The organism is Enterococcus massiliensis (genome assembly GCF_001050095.1).
GTDB lineage: Bacteria > Bacillota > Bacilli > Lactobacillales > Enterococcaceae > Enterococcus_C > Enterococcus_C songbeiensis.
In genome coordinates this window covers 862,542-881,079 of record NZ_CVRN01000007.1, presented here as the reverse complement: position 1 = coordinate 881,079, position 18,538 = coordinate 862,542, and the positions used below count along the sequence as shown (strand labels likewise).

Sequence of the window (18,538 nt, the reverse complement as noted above, 5' to 3'; positions counted from 1 at the left end):
AAGCAACTTACCTTTCTCCTCTACTTTTTGATGACTGGCATCATCTTTTTATTTTTTTCCATTGGCTGCTACTTGTTTGGGAAAATCTTTCTTAAACTGCAACCATTTTTTATTGTCCACGACAAGTAACTTTTTTTCTGTCCAATCGAAAACAGGAATCGTTTTGCGCACACTACTTACTACCAACCAGAAAATCATGATCCCAACTAATAAAAGTAGCCACCATAAATTTTGTACAAAGGCAAAAATAATTGAAACAAGTGCAAGAATGCTAGTGAGGATGAATAAAATCTGCGTCGCTTTCGTCGCTTGCTGCGAATAAAGGTGATCTTTATTTAATGAATCCATGTTTGTTCCTCCTTTTTTATTAGTTTACTCCATCTAAAAAAATTGGTAAAGAATACTGGCAAAACGATTTTTGGGTATAAAAAAAGCCTGATGCAAAAGCACCAGACTTTCCAAGTCAATAATTAGAATTAAGCTTTGTTAACGTTTGTTGCTTGAGGGCCACGTTGACCGTCTTCAACATCAAATGTTACTGCTTGACCTTCTTCTAAAGTTTTGAAGCCGTCACCTTGGATAGCTGAGAAATGTACGAATACGTCATTTCCGTCTTCAGCAGTGATGAAACCAAAACCTTTGTCTGAGTTGAACCATTTTACTGTACCTGTTTGCATAATAAAAATCCTCCTTGTGTTTGATACACATATTTGCAATTACTTGTATCGGGTGAAAATGTGGAAGATGTTTTAAAATGAAACAAGCTTACCATAAATTACCGTAACAAATACTACATAAAGTATTGTACCACACTAATTTGTTTCTGGCTAATCTTTTTAGCAAATTATGAATTATTTAATAACTTTTTCAGTCTCAGCGAATGAAATTTTATTAATAAATCTACTAATTAAAAAATAACTACCTGCTTCCCACAAAGAAAAGCAGGCAAGAGATCAGTCTTTCTTGAAAAATGAAGGATTCAGCAATCAATAGCGCAAAATCGCAACGAGACTTTTTTCATCCGGTGCATCTTTTTGATCAAGAATAAATACTTGTCCGCCGTTTTTCACCACTTCATCTGCCATCGTATTCAATACTTGGCGCCGATCATATTCCGTATCGACATCTTCTCCAAATCCATCTACCAGATTGGCTGTTGCGATGAAAAGATGAGAGATACGCCCTTCTGTAGCTGCTAACTTGATATCGACTAATTGATCGATAAATTTTCGATCCATCAATTTTTGATATTCAGCCATTTCCTTTTTCGCCAATGCTTCTGTCAGCTGCTCTGCGCCATTCTTGATTTCTTGAATAGAAAGTTGTGCAGGAGAAGCCGACACAGCCGCATCACTGCAATAATAAGGGGTTTTCGCATATTTTTTGAACATCGTTTGATTTTCCGGCAACGCATAAAGATAAAGCGGGTAATTTTCTTCATTGTTAAATTCATCTTTAAAGAAAGTATCAACTGCTTGATAATAATTTACCCAGTCAATTTCTACTTCTTCATCTTTTGCATTTACGCCATGATAAGCAACGCCTTCTTTGGAGCCATTCCGACTGCCTTGAGAGCTGTAATTCAAGCTTCCACCAGTCAATTCATCGCCAAGTGCCGTGGGAACATCCACAGGTGCCCCTTCTGGCAGTTCCACTTCTTTAACAATTTTATTGTCAACAAAATACAGCTTAATGGAATCACGATTCAATCCCAGTAAATAATAAGTATAATTAAATTGAGCATTTTTGATGATAGCTAAAATGTAAGGAAGATTGCCTACATAGTATTGATCATCAACTGAAATACTCAAACGATGGATATAACAGTCACTTTCGGTAAGAATGATTGCCACACTGGTCGTGCCGCTACGCCAAAAGGATTGATCCGCCAATAACGCATCTACATTTTTTTGGAACACCGTCCAATCTTTTTCAGGATATTTTTTATCAAACCGTTTTTTTGCTTCTTTCGCAAAGTTTTTCAACTTGATTTGATCCTTTTCTACGTTTTGATGCCCCACGTGAGTATTCAGCATAATGGTGACAAAGGGTCCCTCTACGCCTTCTGATGTTAATTGTGACAATAATTTCTTCCCAATTTTTGTCATGTAACGATCCCTCCTTGGATAGCTTTAAATTCTACAATAAAAGTGTAACACGCTTACAACTATTCATAAAGAAAAACGATTTACACCATTTTCTGACTATCTTTCTTTCAAAAAAATCAAACTTTACCTTTTGTTCGCTTTACAAAAGCAAACGTACGTTCGTATAATTAAGAAGAGGTGAAGCACATGAGAACCATCGATTACACACAAGAACCCGTTCGCGATATTTTGTTTATCGATGTTAAAAGTTTTTACGCCACCGTCGAATGTGCCATGCGGGGATGGGATCCCCTAAAAACTATGTTGGTAGTGATGAGTAGCGAAGACAACACCGGCAACAGCTTGATTTTAGCATCTTCTCCCGAAGCAAAAAGAATTTTAGGCATCACTAATGTCACACGAGCGGATAATTTGCCCAATCATCCAGACTTAAAAAAAGTGCCACCGCGAATGAGTCTATACATCCAAGAAAACAAAAAATTCAACGCCCTTTTCCGCCGCTATGTGGCAGATGAGGATTTGCTGATTTATTCCATTGATGAATCGATTCTGGATGTCACCCATTCCCTCACACTATTTATTCCTGATGATTCCTTGACTCGACAAGAAAAGAGACAAAAATTAGCAGAAAGAATTCAGGAAGAAGCCAGGACTGAACTCGGTTTGATTTTTTCAGTAGGCATCGGTGATAATCCCCTATTAGCTAAGCTGGCTCTTGACAATGAATCAAAACACAATGCCAATTTTATCGCTCAATGGTGCTACGAAGACGTCGAAAAAAAAGTTTGGTCTATTCCGGAGATTACGGATTTTTGGGGGATCGGTAATCGCATGAAAAAGCGCTTGTATCAATTAGGAATCGATACGATCTATCAATTAGCGCATACAGACCCCGATTTTTTGCATTGCCATTTCGGTATTCTAGGAGAACAATTGTATTACCACGCCAACGGAGTCGATCGAACGTTACTTTCTGAACCGTCCCCGATAACTAAAGACAAATCCTATGGGAACAGTCAAGTATTGCCAAGAGATTATTTTAAACCGCAAGAAATCGAAATCGTGGTCAAGGAAATGGCTGAACAAGTAGCTGCCCGCTTGCGGCGTCACCATTGCTTGACCCAATGTGTTTCCTTGTACATTGGTACTTCGCGAGGAGCCAACGAAAATGGTTTCTCCCATCAAATGAAAATCACCGCTACTGACAGCACGAAAAAGTTAATTCATTATTGCCTACAAATTTTTCGCACTTACTATTCTGGACAGGTGGTTCGCCATGTCGGAGTCAGCTATTCAAACTTATTATTTACTGCCGACAAACAACTTGATTTGTTTGAACTTCCCGAACAAAGTATCGCAAATGAACGCTTGGATCAAATTATTGATAAAATCCGTGAAAAATATGGATTTTCAGCGATCGTCTATGCTACTAGCAAATTAGACGGCGCAAGAAGTATTGCCCGTAGCCACCTGATTGGCGGACACGCTGGCGGAGCAGGAGGTTTAGATGGCCTATGAGTTTACATGAATACCACGATCGCAAGAAATTAAAATGGCAAGGCTTTTATTTGTCTGAACACACCAATCAGCTTGCCCAGGAAAAAAAAGAACGTTCTTTTATCTGGCCGGCAAAAGAAGTCATGACAAAAAATGAGATTGATCATGTTTTATATGAAGCCAGACTCAAAGGAAGAATGATTGCAATTCAAAAAGAAGAAATCAACGAGGAAGGATTGTACTCCGCGGATATTATTGGAAAAATACAAGGATATGATGAATTAGGCATCTACTTAGCAGATCAGAAAATTGATTACGATGAAATTCGTCATGTCGCTTTTCATCAGCAAAAAAAGTGGAGTGACCTGACGTAGATATAGAAAAAGAATCGTCCCTGACAGTGGGACGATTCTTTTTTCTATCGATTGATTGAACGGGCAACTCGATTGATCGTATGACGCATCCCCCGAATAGCTACCGACATTTCAAAAATATTTTCAGTGGGTGCCATGCCACCATACCCAGCATCACCGATATGTTGAATATCCACCCCGCAGGTTTTATTGATGATCGCCATTTGTCGTAACGTTTCCGGACGTGCGCTTTCCTGACTGGTTCCGATTGCAGTCATCGTTAACAGATTACGCGCTTTCGCAAAACGAACCGCTTCCACAAGGTCTTGTTCTAAAAAGCCTTGGATTGTACCAACAGAAGGTAAAAGTAAGATATCTGCCCCGGCTTCGGCATAAGCCTCAATCGCTTCTTTGGAGACCACTGGTTCATCTGCACCAGCACTGTGCATCTTACCAGCAATAACTAAACCGGAAAAGTTTGCTTTCGCAATTTTTACTGCCTTAGCAATCTCCGCATTGGTCACACCAGTTCCCGGATTTCCAGTGAAGCAAATAAAATCAAGCCCCAATTCTTCTGCTTTTTGAATTGTTTCTTTTGATGCTGCTCGACCTTGGCTGATTGAGATTTTTTCACTCAGCATATCCGTTGTATCGGCGATTGGTTCAAGATTGATTCCCACTGGTCGACCAATCAATTCCTTCAAACGAGGAATCGGATTTACAATCGTTCCATCCGGTTGTAGGGCTTCTTCTCCCTGCCCTGGCATCCCGGCAATATACGGATGAAAACAGTCAAAAGCATTCAATAAAAGCAAGTCTGCACCAAATGCTGCCGCTACTTCGGCGTTAGTGATATCATCTGCTTGCGGTTGTGAAACAACCACATTCTCCGCCAAAAGTACTCGACCTTCACTTGCCTTGATCGATTGTTTTAATTCCTGAGCATCCATTAATGCCACTTCGCTATAATTTGCGCTGATTAGGCGTTTTACCATGATTTTTTCTCCTCTACTCATTAAATTTATTTGATTTCTAGTCATTTCTATGCTAAAAAATCGTGCATTACCAAGTTGATACTGGTACTAAAGAAGACACCTCCACAAAAAAGAAAGCCTTGAAAAAACAAGGCTTTCTGAAGGGGCAACGTCCTTGACTGGAATTGAACCAGCGACCTGTCGCTTAGGAGGCGACTGCTCTATCCTACTGAGCTACAAGGACAAGTCACTTCATTTTAGCCTTATCTTTTCTTCTATGCAAGCTACTTTCAACTTTTTGTGTGTTTCATTTGTCATCTTTTACAAAATGAAGATAAGTGCTTAAAAATAATCCTCTAAAATCGGTTTTTGCGAAGGCAAAATCTCTTGAACAGCAGACAGTGCCTGCGCATCTCCAGAAATCAGTCCATGAAACGCCAACCTCTCCGCAGATTGGTATCCCATAAATAATTGGGTGAAGTGCTGAATCGATGTTGTTATTCGTGGCAAGGAAGTCGTCGCCGTTTTGGTGACTGTCGTTTGTCGCTTCTCAAGACTCACTTCATATATTCCATCGTTCCAAGGTGCATAGGTATCCCCTTGAATTTCAATAGCAAAATCTGTTGTTAGATTTTTTAAAAATGGATAATCCACCAAAAAGTCAGCGACATTTACAACTCGTGCCATCATTTCAGGACGAACACTGACTTTCTCAATCGGTGCATTGGCTAAAAATTGTTGGTTGTCGCCGCCAAATCCTTCTTCATAAAAAATCGTCTGCACTGAGCCGTTATGAGAGGCAATCAATCGGTTTAATCCCCGATAGGCTTCCCCAGTCAGGTAAGACCATTCATAGGCGACAAATTTTCCGCCCTCCACTTGATAGATAAGATAGCCTTCCACTTCATTTTGAGTATTTTTATAAAGAGCATAGGTAAAATCTTTTCGTAATGGAAATTTGAAGGTCAACCACCAATCGGCGCGAAGAACGCCTCCACGATGATGCTTGGGAATTTGTTGATACACTTCTTTAATCGCTTCTTTTGCATCCTCCCAGGAAACCCGCTCCACATGCCCAGATACTTTTTTGCTATCTGGCCATTGAGCCGCAGGTACTTCATAGGCAATTCGCTCGAATGTCAATTCGTACCCATATCGACGATAAAATGGATAGGAAAATGGTGCCAGATAGGATAAAACCACACCGCGATCGTTGCAGTCTTGCAAGAGTTGCTTCATGATTCGATCAATCCGTCCTTGACTGCGGTATTCAGGATAAGAAGCCACAAAGCCGATACCCGCCATCTTATACTGCTGTCCAAAAAAGTCAACCGTGAAAGGTGTTGCCATTACTTGACTTGCTAAAGCACCACGATCATCAAAGGAACCATAATTCCAGGAATTTTTCGTCAGCATATCAAAGCGCTTGAGATTTCGTTCTGAAAGCTCCCATTGAAATGCATATGCAACTAAAGCCAGCATCTCTTTTGTATAAAGGGTGCCCATTTCTTTTACATCTGTCATACTCTGTCCTCCAAATAAAAAAGGCGTCGACCGACCCCTTTTTAATATGATTCTTCAATCATTTCCAGCATTTTTTTGAATTGGCGCCGTTTAAAGAACATCAAGATTGTTCCCAGCAGCATATCGTTTAACCGCTGAAGAATGCCAAAAGATTCCATCGTCTCTGTATATTCCACTTTACAGGATTTATCATCTAATTGATCTACTTGATAACGAGCAACAAATTCATTTCGTGTCGTAGATGTTTTAAATTGATAGGATTGATTTTCAACGACTTCTTCAATCTTGATTTTTGCACGACTGGACTGAGAAAATTCTTTCACATATTCAAAATCTTTTAGTTGTTTTCTCGTCAAGCTTTTACCGGTTGCTTTTCTGACATCAAACAGAACCGAATCCATCACCTTATCATAAAAGAAACTGGCAGGGATATTTAATGTTTTAACGACTTTCATCCTTGTTTACCCCCGTTTTGTCCTTCTGATTTTTTCTTCCCTTTGAAAAAAATATACGCTCCCAGGGCGACTAAAGCCACGCCTGTTGCTAAACTAAGAACATCTAGCTGCATATTGCCCGGCTTCATGCTGAATAAGATAATCAAAAAACCGATACTGCATAAAAACAAACCATTTCTTTCCATCTTCAATCATCCTATCTCTTAATTAAACTGCTACTGATTGGAAATAAAGTACTGTGCCCCAAGGCTGTGCTTTGATCAATTCTTTGGCTTTTTTAGCCGCTGCTTCTTGATCTTCTCCGGTTGTTTCAAAAAACATCTTAATTCCTTGTTTTTCCTTAAAAGTAAAAGAAAGTCCATCCTCATTGTAACCTTCCAAAAGTTCTTTGATTGCGTCTTGTTGCATTGCGCTTGCGATACTAATCATTGTGCATTCCTCCTATATAAATCTATTCTCCCACAAAACCTATCTATTTTTCAAGTAAAAGAAAGAACTGCTCCCACCTCGTTGGAAGCGACAGCAGTTCTTCGGATAAACCGTTGATTATTCTCCAGCAGCTACATCGATCTTGTTTGCAGAGATAACGAATGGTGCCCAGATGAAGAAGGTAACGATCATACATACCAATGTAACGATCGGTGCTCTCCAGTCTGCCCCTGTTGCCAAGAATGAAAGAAGTAGTGGCGGAACAACCCAGGTTACTTGTTGTGAAACCGGTGCAACTAAACCAAAGTATGTTGCTAACCAACCGATTGTTGTTGCGACAACTGGTGCAACCAAGAATGGAATAAACATGATTGCATTCAATACGATTGGTAAACCAAACATAACTGGTTCATTGATGTTGAACAAGCCAGGTCCAATTGACAGTTTAGCAACTGTCAAGTAGTCTGCACGTTTTGAGAAGAGCAAGATAGCGATCAGCAATGTGATCGTACCACCAGATCCACCAAACCATGCAAAAGCATCAAAGGACCCACGTACCCACATGTACGCCTTGCCGTCTTCGATTGCTTCTAAAACTCCGGCCGTACCAGTTTTACCATTGTATCCTTTTTGGAAAACGTCAATATTTACTAATTGTGCTTGGCCCCAAATACCTTCTAAAACGGGTGCCAAAACGTTAGGTCCATGAATACCGAAGAACCAGAAAAGTTGAACGAATACGGTAACGATCAATACAGCTCCGATACCTTGAGAAAGCCCCAAGAATGGTTCAGCGATATATTTTTGTACCAAGTCGATGATCAATTGACCATCTGTTAATTTACCAACGACAAAGTTGATGATTGCAACAACATACAATGCCAATGTTGCAGGAACGATTGCTGCAAAGGCTTTGGATACTGCTGGTGGTACAGAATCAGGCATTTTGATTGTGATATCAGCCAACATTAATTTACAGAAAATAATTACTGAAATAGCTCCCATGATCATAACAGTGAAGTAAGCATTTGCATTTAAGTGGTTCAGGTTCAGCCAACCCCAACCAGTTGCTGTTAATCCTTCTGCTGTTGCAGACCAGCCTGTATCAGCAGAACCCGCGTTGATAGAATCAACCAATTCTGGAGAAACAGTTGTTGCCAATGTGTTTGTATAAGAGAAGGCAATCCCTTGAACCAAGGTTGCCAAACCTACGATCCCACCGGCTAAATCATTGACGCCATAAGCACGTGCCAAATTATAACCCCATGAGAAGGCAAACACCAAACCGGCGATTGCTAAAGTACCATTCCAAACAAATCCATTGACGCCGATGATTTCGCGAATCACTGGAATTGTGTTACCATCATAACTTGGCCAAAATTGTGGTGGTAAATCACGAATAATTGCATTGATCATTACGGCGATCGAGCCGGCCATTGTTGCTGGCATTGTCCCAATAAATGCATCACGTAGCGCGACTAAGTGCTTTTGGGCACCAATTTTAGCGGCTACTGGAAGGATGTGTTTCTCCATCCAACTTGTTAATCCGTTCATTTCATTTCCTCCTATAAGTTCTATTTATATAAAGAAAGGAACTTCTTCATACCTTTTTTCAAAGAGCTGTTCAAAACTATCCGTTCAAAGAAAATTTTGATTAAGAGTGATTTATTTTTCGTCTAAACGGCGATATAAATCAATAATTTCTTTTGCAAGATCCGTAAAAGCAATTGCGGTCATTAAGTGGTCTTGACTGTGAACAGTCAACAGTGTCACCGTAATATGATTTCCTTGTGCTTCTTGTGTCAGCATGTTGGTTTGTGAATGGTGTGCTTCAACTAGAGAAGCTTCTGCATCAACGATTTTTTGATCAGCTAGTTCAAAGTCGCCTTTTTTTGCAGCTTGAATCGCTTCCATTGCATCACTTTTCGCATTTCCTCCATACATGATTAAACCCATAATTGCTTCTAAATTTTGTTGTTCCTCCACTTAACTGTCCTCCAAATTCTTTTTATCCGGTATGAACTATTTTTCGTCCATCAGTTTTTCTGCTTGCGCAAGTACCTTTTCACCATTCATCATGCCATAATCAGACATATTGATAACGTCAAAAGGAATTCCTTTTGGTGCAAGTTTTTGCTCGAATTGTGCTTTCATAAAACGAACTTGAGGACCTAACAATAAGACATCCACGTTTTTCGCTTCTAGATTGTTATCTGCATCAGAAGCAGCTACCGCAAAAATATCGGCATCCATTCCTTTTGCTTCCGCAGCTTTTTGCATTTTGGTAACCAATAAACTGGTACTCATTCCTGCAGAACAAACTAACATAATCGTTTTCTTTGCCATTTTTTTCACCTCTCTTTCTTTACACTTAACTATAATGCAAAAAGCATGCCAAAAATTAAGAAAGAGTAAAAGCTGATGATGATAGCGTTTTACTCTTTCTTTTATTTGCACACTAGTCTAAATTTATCTTACACACTAAATTTGTGTGTAATTTTGTAATCGCTTTTTATCTTATTTTCTAAAAACATCTGTGTAATAAAGGCAACTTCATCCTCAGGAATATTAATTTGGTATTCTTTTTCCAACGACATCAAATTGGTACGAATCGAATCATTTTCAAGTCGATACTTTTTCTGGAACTCAGAAAGGTTCTGAAACACCCGTGTCCTTTCGCCTTTGATCAAGCCTTCAATCAGAAACGCCAAATGCATAATCAGACCCGCATCAACACTGGGTTCTACTACCAAATGAAGCTGACCTTGAATTTGATGAACGATACGTTGCAGCAAACGAATCAATTGGGTAAGCGAAGGAACATGAATCAAGGTATCCTTTAAGGTCTGAACGATTTTCTCCACCGGAATTTCTTCACTGACGATGCGTTTCAACACATTGAGTCGTTCGTCATCAAACACTTCGTAAGCAGAAAAGAAAGGAATGTTTTGATAATCTACTTCAACGGTTCCGGCAATTGCCTTGATTTCATATTCCTCCATTAAAGAATCAATATGCTTGATGAAGGCTTCCCGTTCAATAAATTGCATTTGAATAATATCCACTTTTGACTGGTCGATTACCGGAACAATTCGTTGATAAAGCTTTGCAGCTACCCCTTCTCCAGTAAAGCACGTAACGACAACCGCTTTTTTTACTTCTTTTCGGTCGTGTTTTTCTTTGAATTGTTCACGAATGATATTTTCAAATGACAACTGAATGTTTTGATAGATATCTTCCAAGCTTCGACCATTTGCTGCCATCCGCAAAGCTTCAATCACAATCATTGTACTGGTCATCGAAATCGCCTTAGTACGAACCCCGGTTTCTTCAAACACCAGATTGGCAAAAGAATTCAGCGAGCCCATATCGGTCAATAGCAACACGCCGTTTGATAAGCGGCCTTTGTTTTGTCGCACATGAGTCAATAGTTGTTCATACATCGCTTGAACCTCGGTATCCAAGTGCATGTTCATCGCAATTCCGTTAGTCATACCTAATAGCTCCTGAGCCGTGTTCAACATACTGGAGGCCGTTGCATTGCCGTGCATCAAGACGATAATTTCCACCAGATTTTCTGGCGTTTTTTCGCTATTGCCGACTTGGATTGAAAGAAACATACTGATAAAACCGATTTCATCAAAGGGAATCTCAATATCCCATTCTTCTTCAATAATACTGGAAAGATCCAAAGCGATTTGAAATTCTCTTTTAAGATTTTTACGAATGGTATTTAAATCAGGATGGACAATAGTATGTCCTTCCTTCAACCGTTCAATCGTACTTTGTAAATGCAGGGCAAAAGCAAAACGAGCTTTTTCATTGTAAGTCCGCTCCAATTTTTCTTCTGCAATATCATACAAGTGATTGGTCATCAACCAGATTTTCTCCGGCAATAGTTCTTTGTGTACAGTATTTTGGGTCAATTCCTCCACGTAAGTCTCAAAATAAGCGTCCACATCTCGAGAAATCAATTTTTCCAAGTCAACACTGGCAACTCCGGTTTCACTTAGAGAAGTAACTTTCTCTTCAATGTCATTGTAGACCTGCATGTTTCGTTCGGGATCTTGAGACCAAACAACTTCAGCTTCCCCAGGTTCAAAACTTAGATAATTTCCTTTTCCCTCCAAGAAACTATCCAACCGATCCGAAATGTCTCGCATTTTTAGCAAACCCTTTTGGACTTGCAAAGAACAATCCTGTTTATGAATTAACAGACTTTTTTCATTATGAGTTCGATAATGAAGAAAGGCTTTGGCACAAACTAGTTTTAAATCACGTTTGACTTGACCAATGTTGCCTTCTGCATCATAAAGCATGAAGGCAATGATTGCTTCTTTTTCCACTTCGATTCGCTGATTCAAACGATTGGCTTCTTGTTTGATAAATAAGGTAATAATTTCATAGCGTTCATCCAATGAGCGTCCGGCTAAACTGGGCAACGTGATCGACATTGGGATTCGTCGATTGAAGGTTGTCAAGAAAGATTCTGAGGATTCTGTCGTAGCACCAATGATTTGGACTGAAGCTTCATAAGTTTTGGCACTTTCGCCTAAAGGTCGATAGGTTCCCTTATCAATAAAGGTGAACAGCATTTCCTGTCCTTCTGGTGGCAAACGGTGGATTTCATCCAGGAATAAAATTCCGCCGTCTGCTTTTTCCAGCAACCCCGGCGCATCTTCAGCCGCCCCGGTGTAAGCCCCTTTTTTTATACCAAAAATATGCCCAAATAAAAGCTGCGGATTTTGAGCATAATCTGCACAGTTAAAAGAAACAAAAGGAGCATCTCGTTTTACCACGTGTGATTTTACCGCAAAATGATACATACATTCAGCAAAAAGGGATTTCCCGGTACCCGTTTCACCAAAAATAATCGTGTGGAGTCCACGAGGGGGATACAAAATCGCCGCCTTTGCTTGCTGGATTGTCATTTTCAATGAACCATTTTTTCCCACTAAATTATCAAAAGTCACTTCTGAGGAGGTATCCACATGGACTTGTTCTTCTACTTCATTTATTTCGTAAACCACAGGTCGACCGGAATGTTTGCTGATTTTGCCTTCTTTAGCCAGTTCATTCAAATAACGGCTAGCGTTTGTGCGATCAATGTTCAGCAGTTCTGCAATCTGCAGCGCCGTCGTTCCTTGTTTGTGCATTTCTAAAGTATGCAAAATTTCTTCTTTTCGAGAATTCATAAGTATCTCCTTCGATCGAATAAAAAGCATTTTTTCCCTTTAATGGTAACACAAAAAGGCGCTCATTTGCGCCTTTTTCCTTTGTCTTTTTGTGATTTTCGTTTTTTATGAAGCGATTTCTTACGTTTTTCTTGTGTCGTCGCTATTTTTTCGTGAATCTCTAATTTTTTGGCAAAAACCGTTGGTGCTTTCTTTGGTTTTTCTGTTTGACTAATCGGTGGGGTTGTTTGTAACGCACCCCCGTGAAGAAAAATTTCTTCTATGGTAAGGCCCAACTCCTTAGCCAATCGTTGCAGATCTCGCATTTGATTGTCTTGAAGGATAGTGATTACCGTTCCCGTTTTCCCCATACGCCCTACTCGCCCGGCACGATGGAGATAGCTTTCTTTTGTTAGAGGTACTTCGGCATTGATCACAAAAGGCAAATCCGTAATATCCAATCCTCTAGCAGCAAGATCTGTTGTCAATAATTCAACGATTTTTCCTTCTCGAAAGGAGCCCAATGCTAATTTGCGGCTTTGTTTGGATTGATCAGAAGCAAGAGAAGCCACTGGCACCCCGTGATACAACAATTTTTCTTCAGCGTTGCCCATCTCTGTCAGTTGATTGAAAAAAATCAATCCCCGAAAGGAATCGAGGTAAGCCAAACGACGCAGTGCATCCACACGTTTTCTTCCGGGATAACGCAAGAAGTAATGGTGGATTACGCCTTTACTGTCATCTTCTTTAGTCACATCGATTACTGTTGGTACTTGATCAATCAGCGTCGCAATTTCAGCGATAGCTGCATCCGCTGTTGCTGAAAAGAAAGCCAGTTGTGTTTCTTTTTGCAGTTGTTTAACGATTTCGGTCACTAATTCTGTACTGCCTTTTTGCAGCATTTGATCTGCTTCATCCAAAACAACCGCCCGCAACAAATGACTTTTTAGTTTTCGTGCCTTCATCAATTCAATGACTCTGCCAGGTGTGCCAATCAAAACTTCCGGCTTTTCCTTCAACTTTTCGATTTGCCGTTTGACATTTGCTCCGCCAATCAAAGATTGAACCCGTAAATCGATATCCTTTGCCCAAATATTGGCAACATCTGTAACCTGTACAGCCAATTCTTGAGAGGAGGTCAGAATTAATAGTTGGTTGCCATTGTCTTTTTCAACGTTTAGTAAAAGCGGCAATAAATAGGCGAGCGTTTTCCCCGAACCGGTGGGAGAAATTCCGACGATGGTTTCGTGGTTCTTTAATGGAGCAAAAACTTGTTGCTGGATTTTTGTCGGTTCTTGAAAGGCTTGATCAGTCCATCTTTTTTGCCAAGCTTCTGGTAATTCTTCTCTATTCATTCACTAACTTCCTACTCTTTTTTGTCAGCGGCAAATTCGATTCCTGCCTCTTGACGCATATGATAAATAACTTTATTAACATTGCGGGACAACTCGACCCATTCTTGGTAAAGTGCACCTTGCATTTTATCTTCTGGGTGTTGGATTACTTTTGCAAAGTCGGCTGCCTCTTCAACCATAGGATTTTCCTTAGCTGTCAGATCCAGTTTTACGATTTCCTTTTGGTTGCGATCATGAAACTCTGCTGCGTCAAAAGCATTGATGCCACTCATTACCAAGGTACCATTATCTAGATAAATTTCAGAGGGCAAATAAGAGTCGGCAATTTTCCCTTGTTGAATAGTTACATCAAATAAATCGTACCGCAAAATAATCGTGCCGATTCCGTCTACTTCGGTGGCAATTTTCCGAGCAAAATAATGCATGGATTCAGGCATTCCAAACCAGCCCATTGCAGCATACAGCGGATAAATTCCCAGATCCATGATGGACCCACCGGAAAAACGTGGAGAAAAAATGTTCGGTTCCTGTCCGTCTAAAACGGCATCGTAACGGGAGGAGTATTTCATATAGGTAAAGTTTGCTCCAATGATATGATCTTTTACTGGTAAAAATTCAGCAATTTTTTTATAGCTTTCTTCGTGGATGTTACGAGCGGCTTCAAAGAAAAAGACCCGTTGCTGATTTGCCAGTTCAATGATCTCGTCCATTTCTGCCGGTGTGGAAAATGCCGGCTTCTCAACAATTATATTTTTTCCTGCCAAAATTGCCTGCTTGGCCTGTTCAAAATGCAGACCGTTTGGTGAAGCAATATAGACAGTATCCATATGAGCCAATCCAAAAAATGTTGTTAAATCCGTTGCATACTCTACCTCGCCATACCTTGCACCAAATTCTTGTGCAGATGACAGTCTCCGTGAATAAACAGCAACCAGCTGATAGCTTTTCGTAGCATGAGCTGCCTCAACAAATTGATGAGTAATCCATCCTGTACCAATAACGCCTAAATGAATCATCTTTCTCCCCCTCTTTTAATTTGGATCGATGAAAGGATAATCCAATTCAAAAGGAATCGCCTCTTTCACCGTCACAGTATTTGGTTCTACGATACAATTATACGCTAAAACTTGCACGCCGTCTGCCATAGCCTGTAAAAACTCATTTCGCAGCTCTTCTTGCATGGCTGTATGGATCGTTGCAAGCTGAACTTCTTCAAATTGAATAATAAACAAGACGTAGCTTCGGTAGCCTTCCTTTATTGCATCTGCCAGTTCATGTACATGTTTTTTCCCTCGCAGAGTTGGAGCATCAGGAAAAGCCCCGATTCGCAGGTTTTCCAAGGTCATTCCCTTTACTTCAATAAACACTTTTTCTCCAAGAGTGGTTTCCAGTGCCAAATCAAATTTGGAGTTTTCAAAACGGACTTCCCGTTTTAAAAGAGTGACCTCACCTGCCAGTCCGGGTAAAATAATTTTTCCATCCAATATCCCTTCGTATGCCAAACGATTAGGCAATTGACTGTCGATGTTGAACCATGCATTTTTCTTTTTGACTGCAATCAGATCATAGCTGGTTTTTCTGGTGGGGGCTGGACAGTGTTGCAAAGCGACTACTGCTCCCGGCAGCAACACTTCTTTTCCCCGTCCGGTATTTTTTACATGAACCACCACAAGTTCGCCAGTTTCCAAGCGACAATGAGCAATAAAACGATTTACTCGCTCAATAAATGCTGCTAAAATGACATCTTTGTATTCCATTTTTTCACCTACCATCTGTATCCTATCACACACAAAGTTAAGTTTCTAAAAATTCAAACTTAAGTCTGAGTCTTTTCGACTTTTTTCATGTTATACTACGTCTGTACTTTGAAGAAGGGATGTGAAGCGAATGAAAAAACATTTTCCGTTGGTGATCGGAGCATCTTTGCTCACAGGATTGGCGGGTTCTATCTTGTTGCGAAAAAAGCAGTCCGTCCATTCTGAAAATTATCGCCGGTTCATAGGAGAATGGCAATACAAAAAGGGACGTACCGGAAATCCGATAGCTGTAACAGTGACGGACAAGTATCAGCTCCTTTTTCAAGATCAGTTGGAACCAACGACTTTAGTCGAATTGACTCCTTCTCGATTGGTTTTATTGGATAAATTAGGCTACCATATTATTTTTGAAGAAAAAAACAATCAGTTGACCTTTTATGACGAAACCGAAGATAAAACATTCTCCCTCACTCCCATTAACAAAAAAAGTTAGGATAACAAAGCTAATTTATTAGTAGGAACAGGAAAAACTTGTTATACTAAAGTAGGAAGAAGAATTTCAGCACAATTAGATAAAATTTTGATAGAAAGAAGGTCATGCATATGTTTGCTCCATTAGCTACGCTTTTAACGATCTTTAGTTTGATGGCCTTATTAGCCATTTCGTTAGTTGCCGTTTACAAATACGTAGAAGAAGATCAACGGATGGAAAAAGTTCCCGTACGGATAAAAGATCAACACCATCGCTAATTGTACTTTATGTTATCACTGACGAAGTTTTGGCTTCGTCTTTTTTTTGCGGAAAATTTGTCAATTAGCGCCAGATTCACGGCGAAAAAACAGTGATTTTCATCATTTTTCTTAAATCAGCGGTTTTCTTGCCTTCTGATATTGAAACTAAGGATATACTTTGCTAAACTTTTGACTTAGATTGTATTAACAAAGGAGACTATTCATGTCAAAAAAAATTCGTACCCTCTTTGCCCTCGTATTCAGTTTGATCCTGTTGGTAAGTATCACACCTATACGCGCAAATGCTGCTGAATCAGATTTTCAAGTAGATGCTAAAGCAGCCATCTCAGTGGATTATGAAACCGGCAAAATTTTGTATAATCAAAATGCTGACACACCGTTGGGCATTGCTTCAATCACCAAAATCATCGGACTGTATTTAGTTGAAGAACAAGTCAAAGAAGGTAAATTGGCTTGGGATGATACGGTGGAAATTTCTGATTATGCAGAAGAATTAAGTGTTACCCCAGATTTGTCCAATGTTCCGTTACATAAAGAAAATCAATACACTGTCAAAGAGTTGTTCGATTCTGCGGTTATTCAATCAGCAAATGCATCAATGGTAGCTCTTGCTGAAAAAATTTCCGGCAGTGAATCAAAATTTGTTGATTTAATGAAAGAAAAACTAAAAAGTTGGGGCATCACGGATGCAGTCCTCGTCAATGCTTCGGGATTGAACAATAGCTACTTAGGAGAGCATCTTTATCCGGGTTCAAGTGCAGATGCAGAAAACACACTTTCTGCCAAAGATGTTGCTATCGTTGCCCGCCACTTATTGATTGATTTTCCCGATTTCTTGGAAGTATCAAAAACGACCACCAAAATGTTTGGTGAAAATACCCAATCTCCTGTTGAAATGGTCAATTGGAATTGGATGCTACCGGGTTTCATCAATGCCAAAGAGGGTGTTGACGGATTGAAAACCGGAACAACAGAACTAGCGGGTGCTTGTTTCGTGGGTACAATGGAAAAAGATGGCCGACGAGTTATTACTGTTGTGTTAAACGTTGCTGGTCATGAGGAAAATCCCAGCGTTCGTTTCATTGAAACGGGAAAATTGATGGACTATTCTTTTGAAAACTGGTCGTTAGAAGAGGTTTCAACTGCTGATGCAACCATTCCTGATCAAAAAACGATTGCAGTGACAGATGGCAAAGAGTTGAAAGCACCAATAATTTTGAAAGATTCGGTAAAAGCGTGGGTGCGCAAAGATATGGATCAAACACAAACCACGATTCAGCCCACCTTTGATAAAAAATTGGTAGATAAAGAAACGATCACAGCTCCTGTTGCCAAAGATCAAACGATTGGAACGGCAACCCTTCAATTAACTCAAGATACGCTTGGGTATTTAGATGATGCGCAGTTGCCAACAACTGACATCATCGTTAACAGCAAGGTCGAAAAAGCGAATTTCTTCGTATTGACTGGTCGAAAAATCGCAACATTTTTCTCAAATCTTTTTTAAACTAAGTATCATTAATAAACAATAATCCCGAAGAATCTTATGATTCTTCGGGATTATTGTTTATTTTCTTTCTTCGGTTTGCTGTGAATATGCAACAGGAAAATATAACTCAACTTCCCCATCTTCAAACTCCGGTAGGTAATTTTCTTGAATTGCCGCTGACAAAATCGCCTGCTCTTTAGGTAAAATCACCGCCAACATTTCTTCGGTCATACTGGCAAGATTTTCACTGTTGGTTTTGACAACGAGATAACTCATCGCTGGCATTTCCCATTTCTGCCAACCTTCCGGTACCGGTGTCGCTGCGGGAACGGCAATTCCAGCTAAGTACCTGCCTACTTCATTCCAAGGGGCTAACCAGACTTCTTCATCACTCATCAAGCCCCATAAATGAATGCTTGCCGGTTCTGTTGCCATCTCTTCTGCCACTTCAATGATTTTTTCGTTTACAATTTCCCATAAAGGCGGTACCCATGATGAACCATCTTGCGCAAGCCCTTTTCCTTCTTTGCCAATTACCGTAAATGCCGGTAAATTGACACGCCTTACTTCACCAATCGTCATGCGTTTTCCTCCTCGTCTTTCCTCCATTGTACCGGAAAATTATTTTTTTCGACAAATATTCGCTATTTTGAGCATTTTTTTGTGTTTT

The 18,538-nt window shown here is 40.0% G+C and carries 21 protein-coding genes and 1 tRNA gene; 5 read left to right on the top strand and 17 right to left on the bottom strand.

Going from position 1 to position 18,538, the window contains the following annotated elements; genetic code table 11:
- Window positions 1-48: 48 nt before the first annotated feature.
- The 3 genes from BN1875_RS11540 to BN1875_RS11530 form a co-directional block, all read right to left on the bottom strand.
- Window positions 49-348, bottom strand: a complete 300-nt coding sequence (locus BN1875_RS11540; RefSeq protein WP_048604983.1) for a hypothetical protein — start codon at window positions 346-348, stop codon at window positions 49-51.
- A 128-nt stretch (window positions 349-476) separates the two neighbouring features.
- Entirely contained in the window at window positions 477-677 is a 201-nt protein-coding gene (locus tag BN1875_RS11535; RefSeq protein ID WP_048604982.1) for a cold-shock protein, read from the bottom strand.
- Between the two features lie 309 nt (window positions 678-986).
- Window positions 987-2,108 carry a baeRF6 domain-containing protein gene (locus BN1875_RS11530; RefSeq protein WP_048604981.1) on the bottom strand — a complete coding sequence of 374 codons (1,122 nt, stop codon included), beginning with the start codon at window positions 2,106-2,108 and terminating at the stop codon, window positions 987-989.
- 186 nt (window positions 2,109-2,294) lie between these two features.
- On the opposite strand from BN1875_RS11530, the gene BN1875_RS11525 reads away from it, so the two are divergent.
- Window positions 2,295-3,626 (top strand): Y-family DNA polymerase, encoded by a 1,332-nt coding sequence (locus tag BN1875_RS11525; RefSeq protein WP_048604980.1) that lies wholly within the window; start codon window positions 2,295-2,297, stop codon window positions 3,624-3,626.
- Window positions 3,623-3,979 carry a hypothetical protein gene (locus BN1875_RS11520; protein WP_048604979.1) on the top strand — a complete coding sequence of 119 codons (357 nt, stop codon included), beginning with the start codon at window positions 3,623-3,625 and terminating at the stop codon, window positions 3,977-3,979. The genes BN1875_RS11525 and BN1875_RS11520 overlap by 4 nt, the downstream gene beginning before the upstream one ends.
- 44 nt (window positions 3,980-4,023) lie before the next feature.
- Here the strand turns inward: BN1875_RS11520 and BN1875_RS11515 are convergent, their stop codons facing one another.
- From BN1875_RS11515 to sfsA, 13 genes are all read right to left on the bottom strand, one after another.
- Window positions 4,024-4,953 (bottom strand): DUF7916 family protein, encoded by a 930-nt coding sequence (locus BN1875_RS11515; RefSeq protein ID WP_048604978.1) that lies wholly within the window; start codon window positions 4,951-4,953, stop codon window positions 4,024-4,026.
- A 149-nt stretch (window positions 4,954-5,102) separates the two neighbouring features.
- A tRNA-Arg gene (locus tag BN1875_RS11510) sits at window positions 5,103-5,176 on the bottom strand.
- A gap of 98 nt (window positions 5,177-5,274) precedes the next feature.
- Window positions 5,275-6,456 (bottom strand): GNAT family N-acetyltransferase, encoded by a 1,182-nt coding sequence (locus tag BN1875_RS11505; protein ID WP_048604977.1) that lies wholly within the window; start codon window positions 6,454-6,456, stop codon window positions 5,275-5,277.
- Window positions 6,457-6,497: 41 nt separating this feature from the next.
- Window positions 6,498-6,911, bottom strand: coding sequence for a DUF3284 domain-containing protein (locus BN1875_RS11500; RefSeq protein WP_048604976.1), 414 nt, complete (start codon window positions 6,909-6,911; stop codon window positions 6,498-6,500).
- On the bottom strand, window positions 6,908-7,102 hold the full coding sequence (locus tag BN1875_RS11495) for a DUF3188 domain-containing protein (RefSeq protein WP_371851521.1): 195 nt from the start codon (window positions 7,100-7,102) through the stop codon (window positions 6,908-6,910). The genes BN1875_RS11500 and BN1875_RS11495 overlap by 4 nt, the downstream gene beginning before the upstream one ends.
- Window positions 7,103-7,118: 16 nt before the next feature.
- Window positions 7,119-7,340, bottom strand: coding sequence for a hypothetical protein (locus BN1875_RS11490; RefSeq protein WP_048604974.1), 222 nt, complete (start codon window positions 7,338-7,340; stop codon window positions 7,119-7,121).
- 117 nt (window positions 7,341-7,457) lie between these two features.
- Window positions 7,458-8,873 (bottom strand): PTS sugar transporter subunit IIC, encoded by a 1,416-nt coding sequence (locus tag BN1875_RS11485; RefSeq protein WP_390622609.1) that lies wholly within the window; start codon window positions 8,871-8,873, stop codon window positions 7,458-7,460.
- 132 nt (window positions 8,874-9,005) lie between these two features.
- Window positions 9,006-9,326 carry a PTS lactose/cellobiose transporter subunit IIA gene (locus BN1875_RS11480; protein WP_048604972.1) on the bottom strand — a complete coding sequence of 107 codons (321 nt, stop codon included), beginning with the start codon at window positions 9,324-9,326 and terminating at the stop codon, window positions 9,006-9,008.
- A 36-nt stretch (window positions 9,327-9,362) separates the two neighbouring features.
- A complete protein-coding gene (locus BN1875_RS11475) occupies window positions 9,363-9,686 on the bottom strand; it encodes a PTS sugar transporter subunit IIB (RefSeq protein ID WP_048604971.1) in 324 nt (107 codons plus the stop codon).
- Window positions 9,687-9,814: 128 nt separating this feature from the next.
- The gene (locus tag BN1875_RS11470) at window positions 9,815-12,535 is read right to left on the bottom strand and encodes a sigma-54-dependent transcriptional regulator (RefSeq protein ID WP_048604970.1); all 2,721 of its coding nucleotides are present in this window, start codon (window positions 12,533-12,535) and stop codon (window positions 9,815-9,817) included.
- Window positions 12,536-12,597: 62 nt separating this feature from the next.
- Window positions 12,598-13,869, bottom strand: coding sequence for a DEAD/DEAH box helicase (locus BN1875_RS11465; protein ID WP_048604969.1), 1,272 nt, complete (start codon window positions 13,867-13,869; stop codon window positions 12,598-12,600).
- 11 nt (window positions 13,870-13,880) lie between these two features.
- Entirely contained in the window at window positions 13,881-14,885 is a 1,005-nt protein-coding gene (locus tag BN1875_RS11460) for a Gfo/Idh/MocA family protein (RefSeq protein WP_048604968.1), read from the bottom strand.
- Between the two features lie 15 nt (window positions 14,886-14,900).
- A complete protein-coding gene (sfsA, locus tag BN1875_RS11455; protein ID WP_048605337.1) occupies window positions 14,901-15,626 on the bottom strand; it encodes a DNA/RNA nuclease SfsA in 726 nt (241 codons plus the stop codon).
- A 130-nt stretch (window positions 15,627-15,756) separates the two neighbouring features.
- Between sfsA and BN1875_RS11450 the strand changes: the two genes are divergently transcribed.
- From BN1875_RS11450 to BN1875_RS11445, 3 genes are all read left to right on the top strand, one after another.
- Window positions 15,757-16,119, top strand: a complete 363-nt coding sequence (locus tag BN1875_RS11450; RefSeq protein WP_048604967.1) for a DUF4828 domain-containing protein — start codon at window positions 15,757-15,759, stop codon at window positions 16,117-16,119.
- Between the two features lie 110 nt (window positions 16,120-16,229).
- Window positions 16,230-16,376 carry a hypothetical protein gene (locus BN1875_RS13745; protein WP_171000836.1) on the top strand — a complete coding sequence of 49 codons (147 nt, stop codon included), beginning with the start codon at window positions 16,230-16,232 and terminating at the stop codon, window positions 16,374-16,376.
- A 205-nt stretch (window positions 16,377-16,581) separates the two neighbouring features.
- Complete coding sequence (locus BN1875_RS11445; RefSeq protein WP_048604966.1) at window positions 16,582-17,886, top strand: serine hydrolase; 1,305 nt, start codon at window positions 16,582-16,584, stop codon at window positions 17,884-17,886.
- A 60-nt stretch (window positions 17,887-17,946) separates the two neighbouring features.
- Here the strand turns inward: BN1875_RS11445 and BN1875_RS11440 are convergent, their stop codons facing one another.
- Complete coding sequence (locus BN1875_RS11440) at window positions 17,947-18,450, bottom strand: GyrI-like domain-containing protein (RefSeq protein ID WP_048604965.1); 504 nt, start codon at window positions 18,448-18,450, stop codon at window positions 17,947-17,949.
- Window positions 18,451-18,538: the final 88 nt, after the last annotated feature.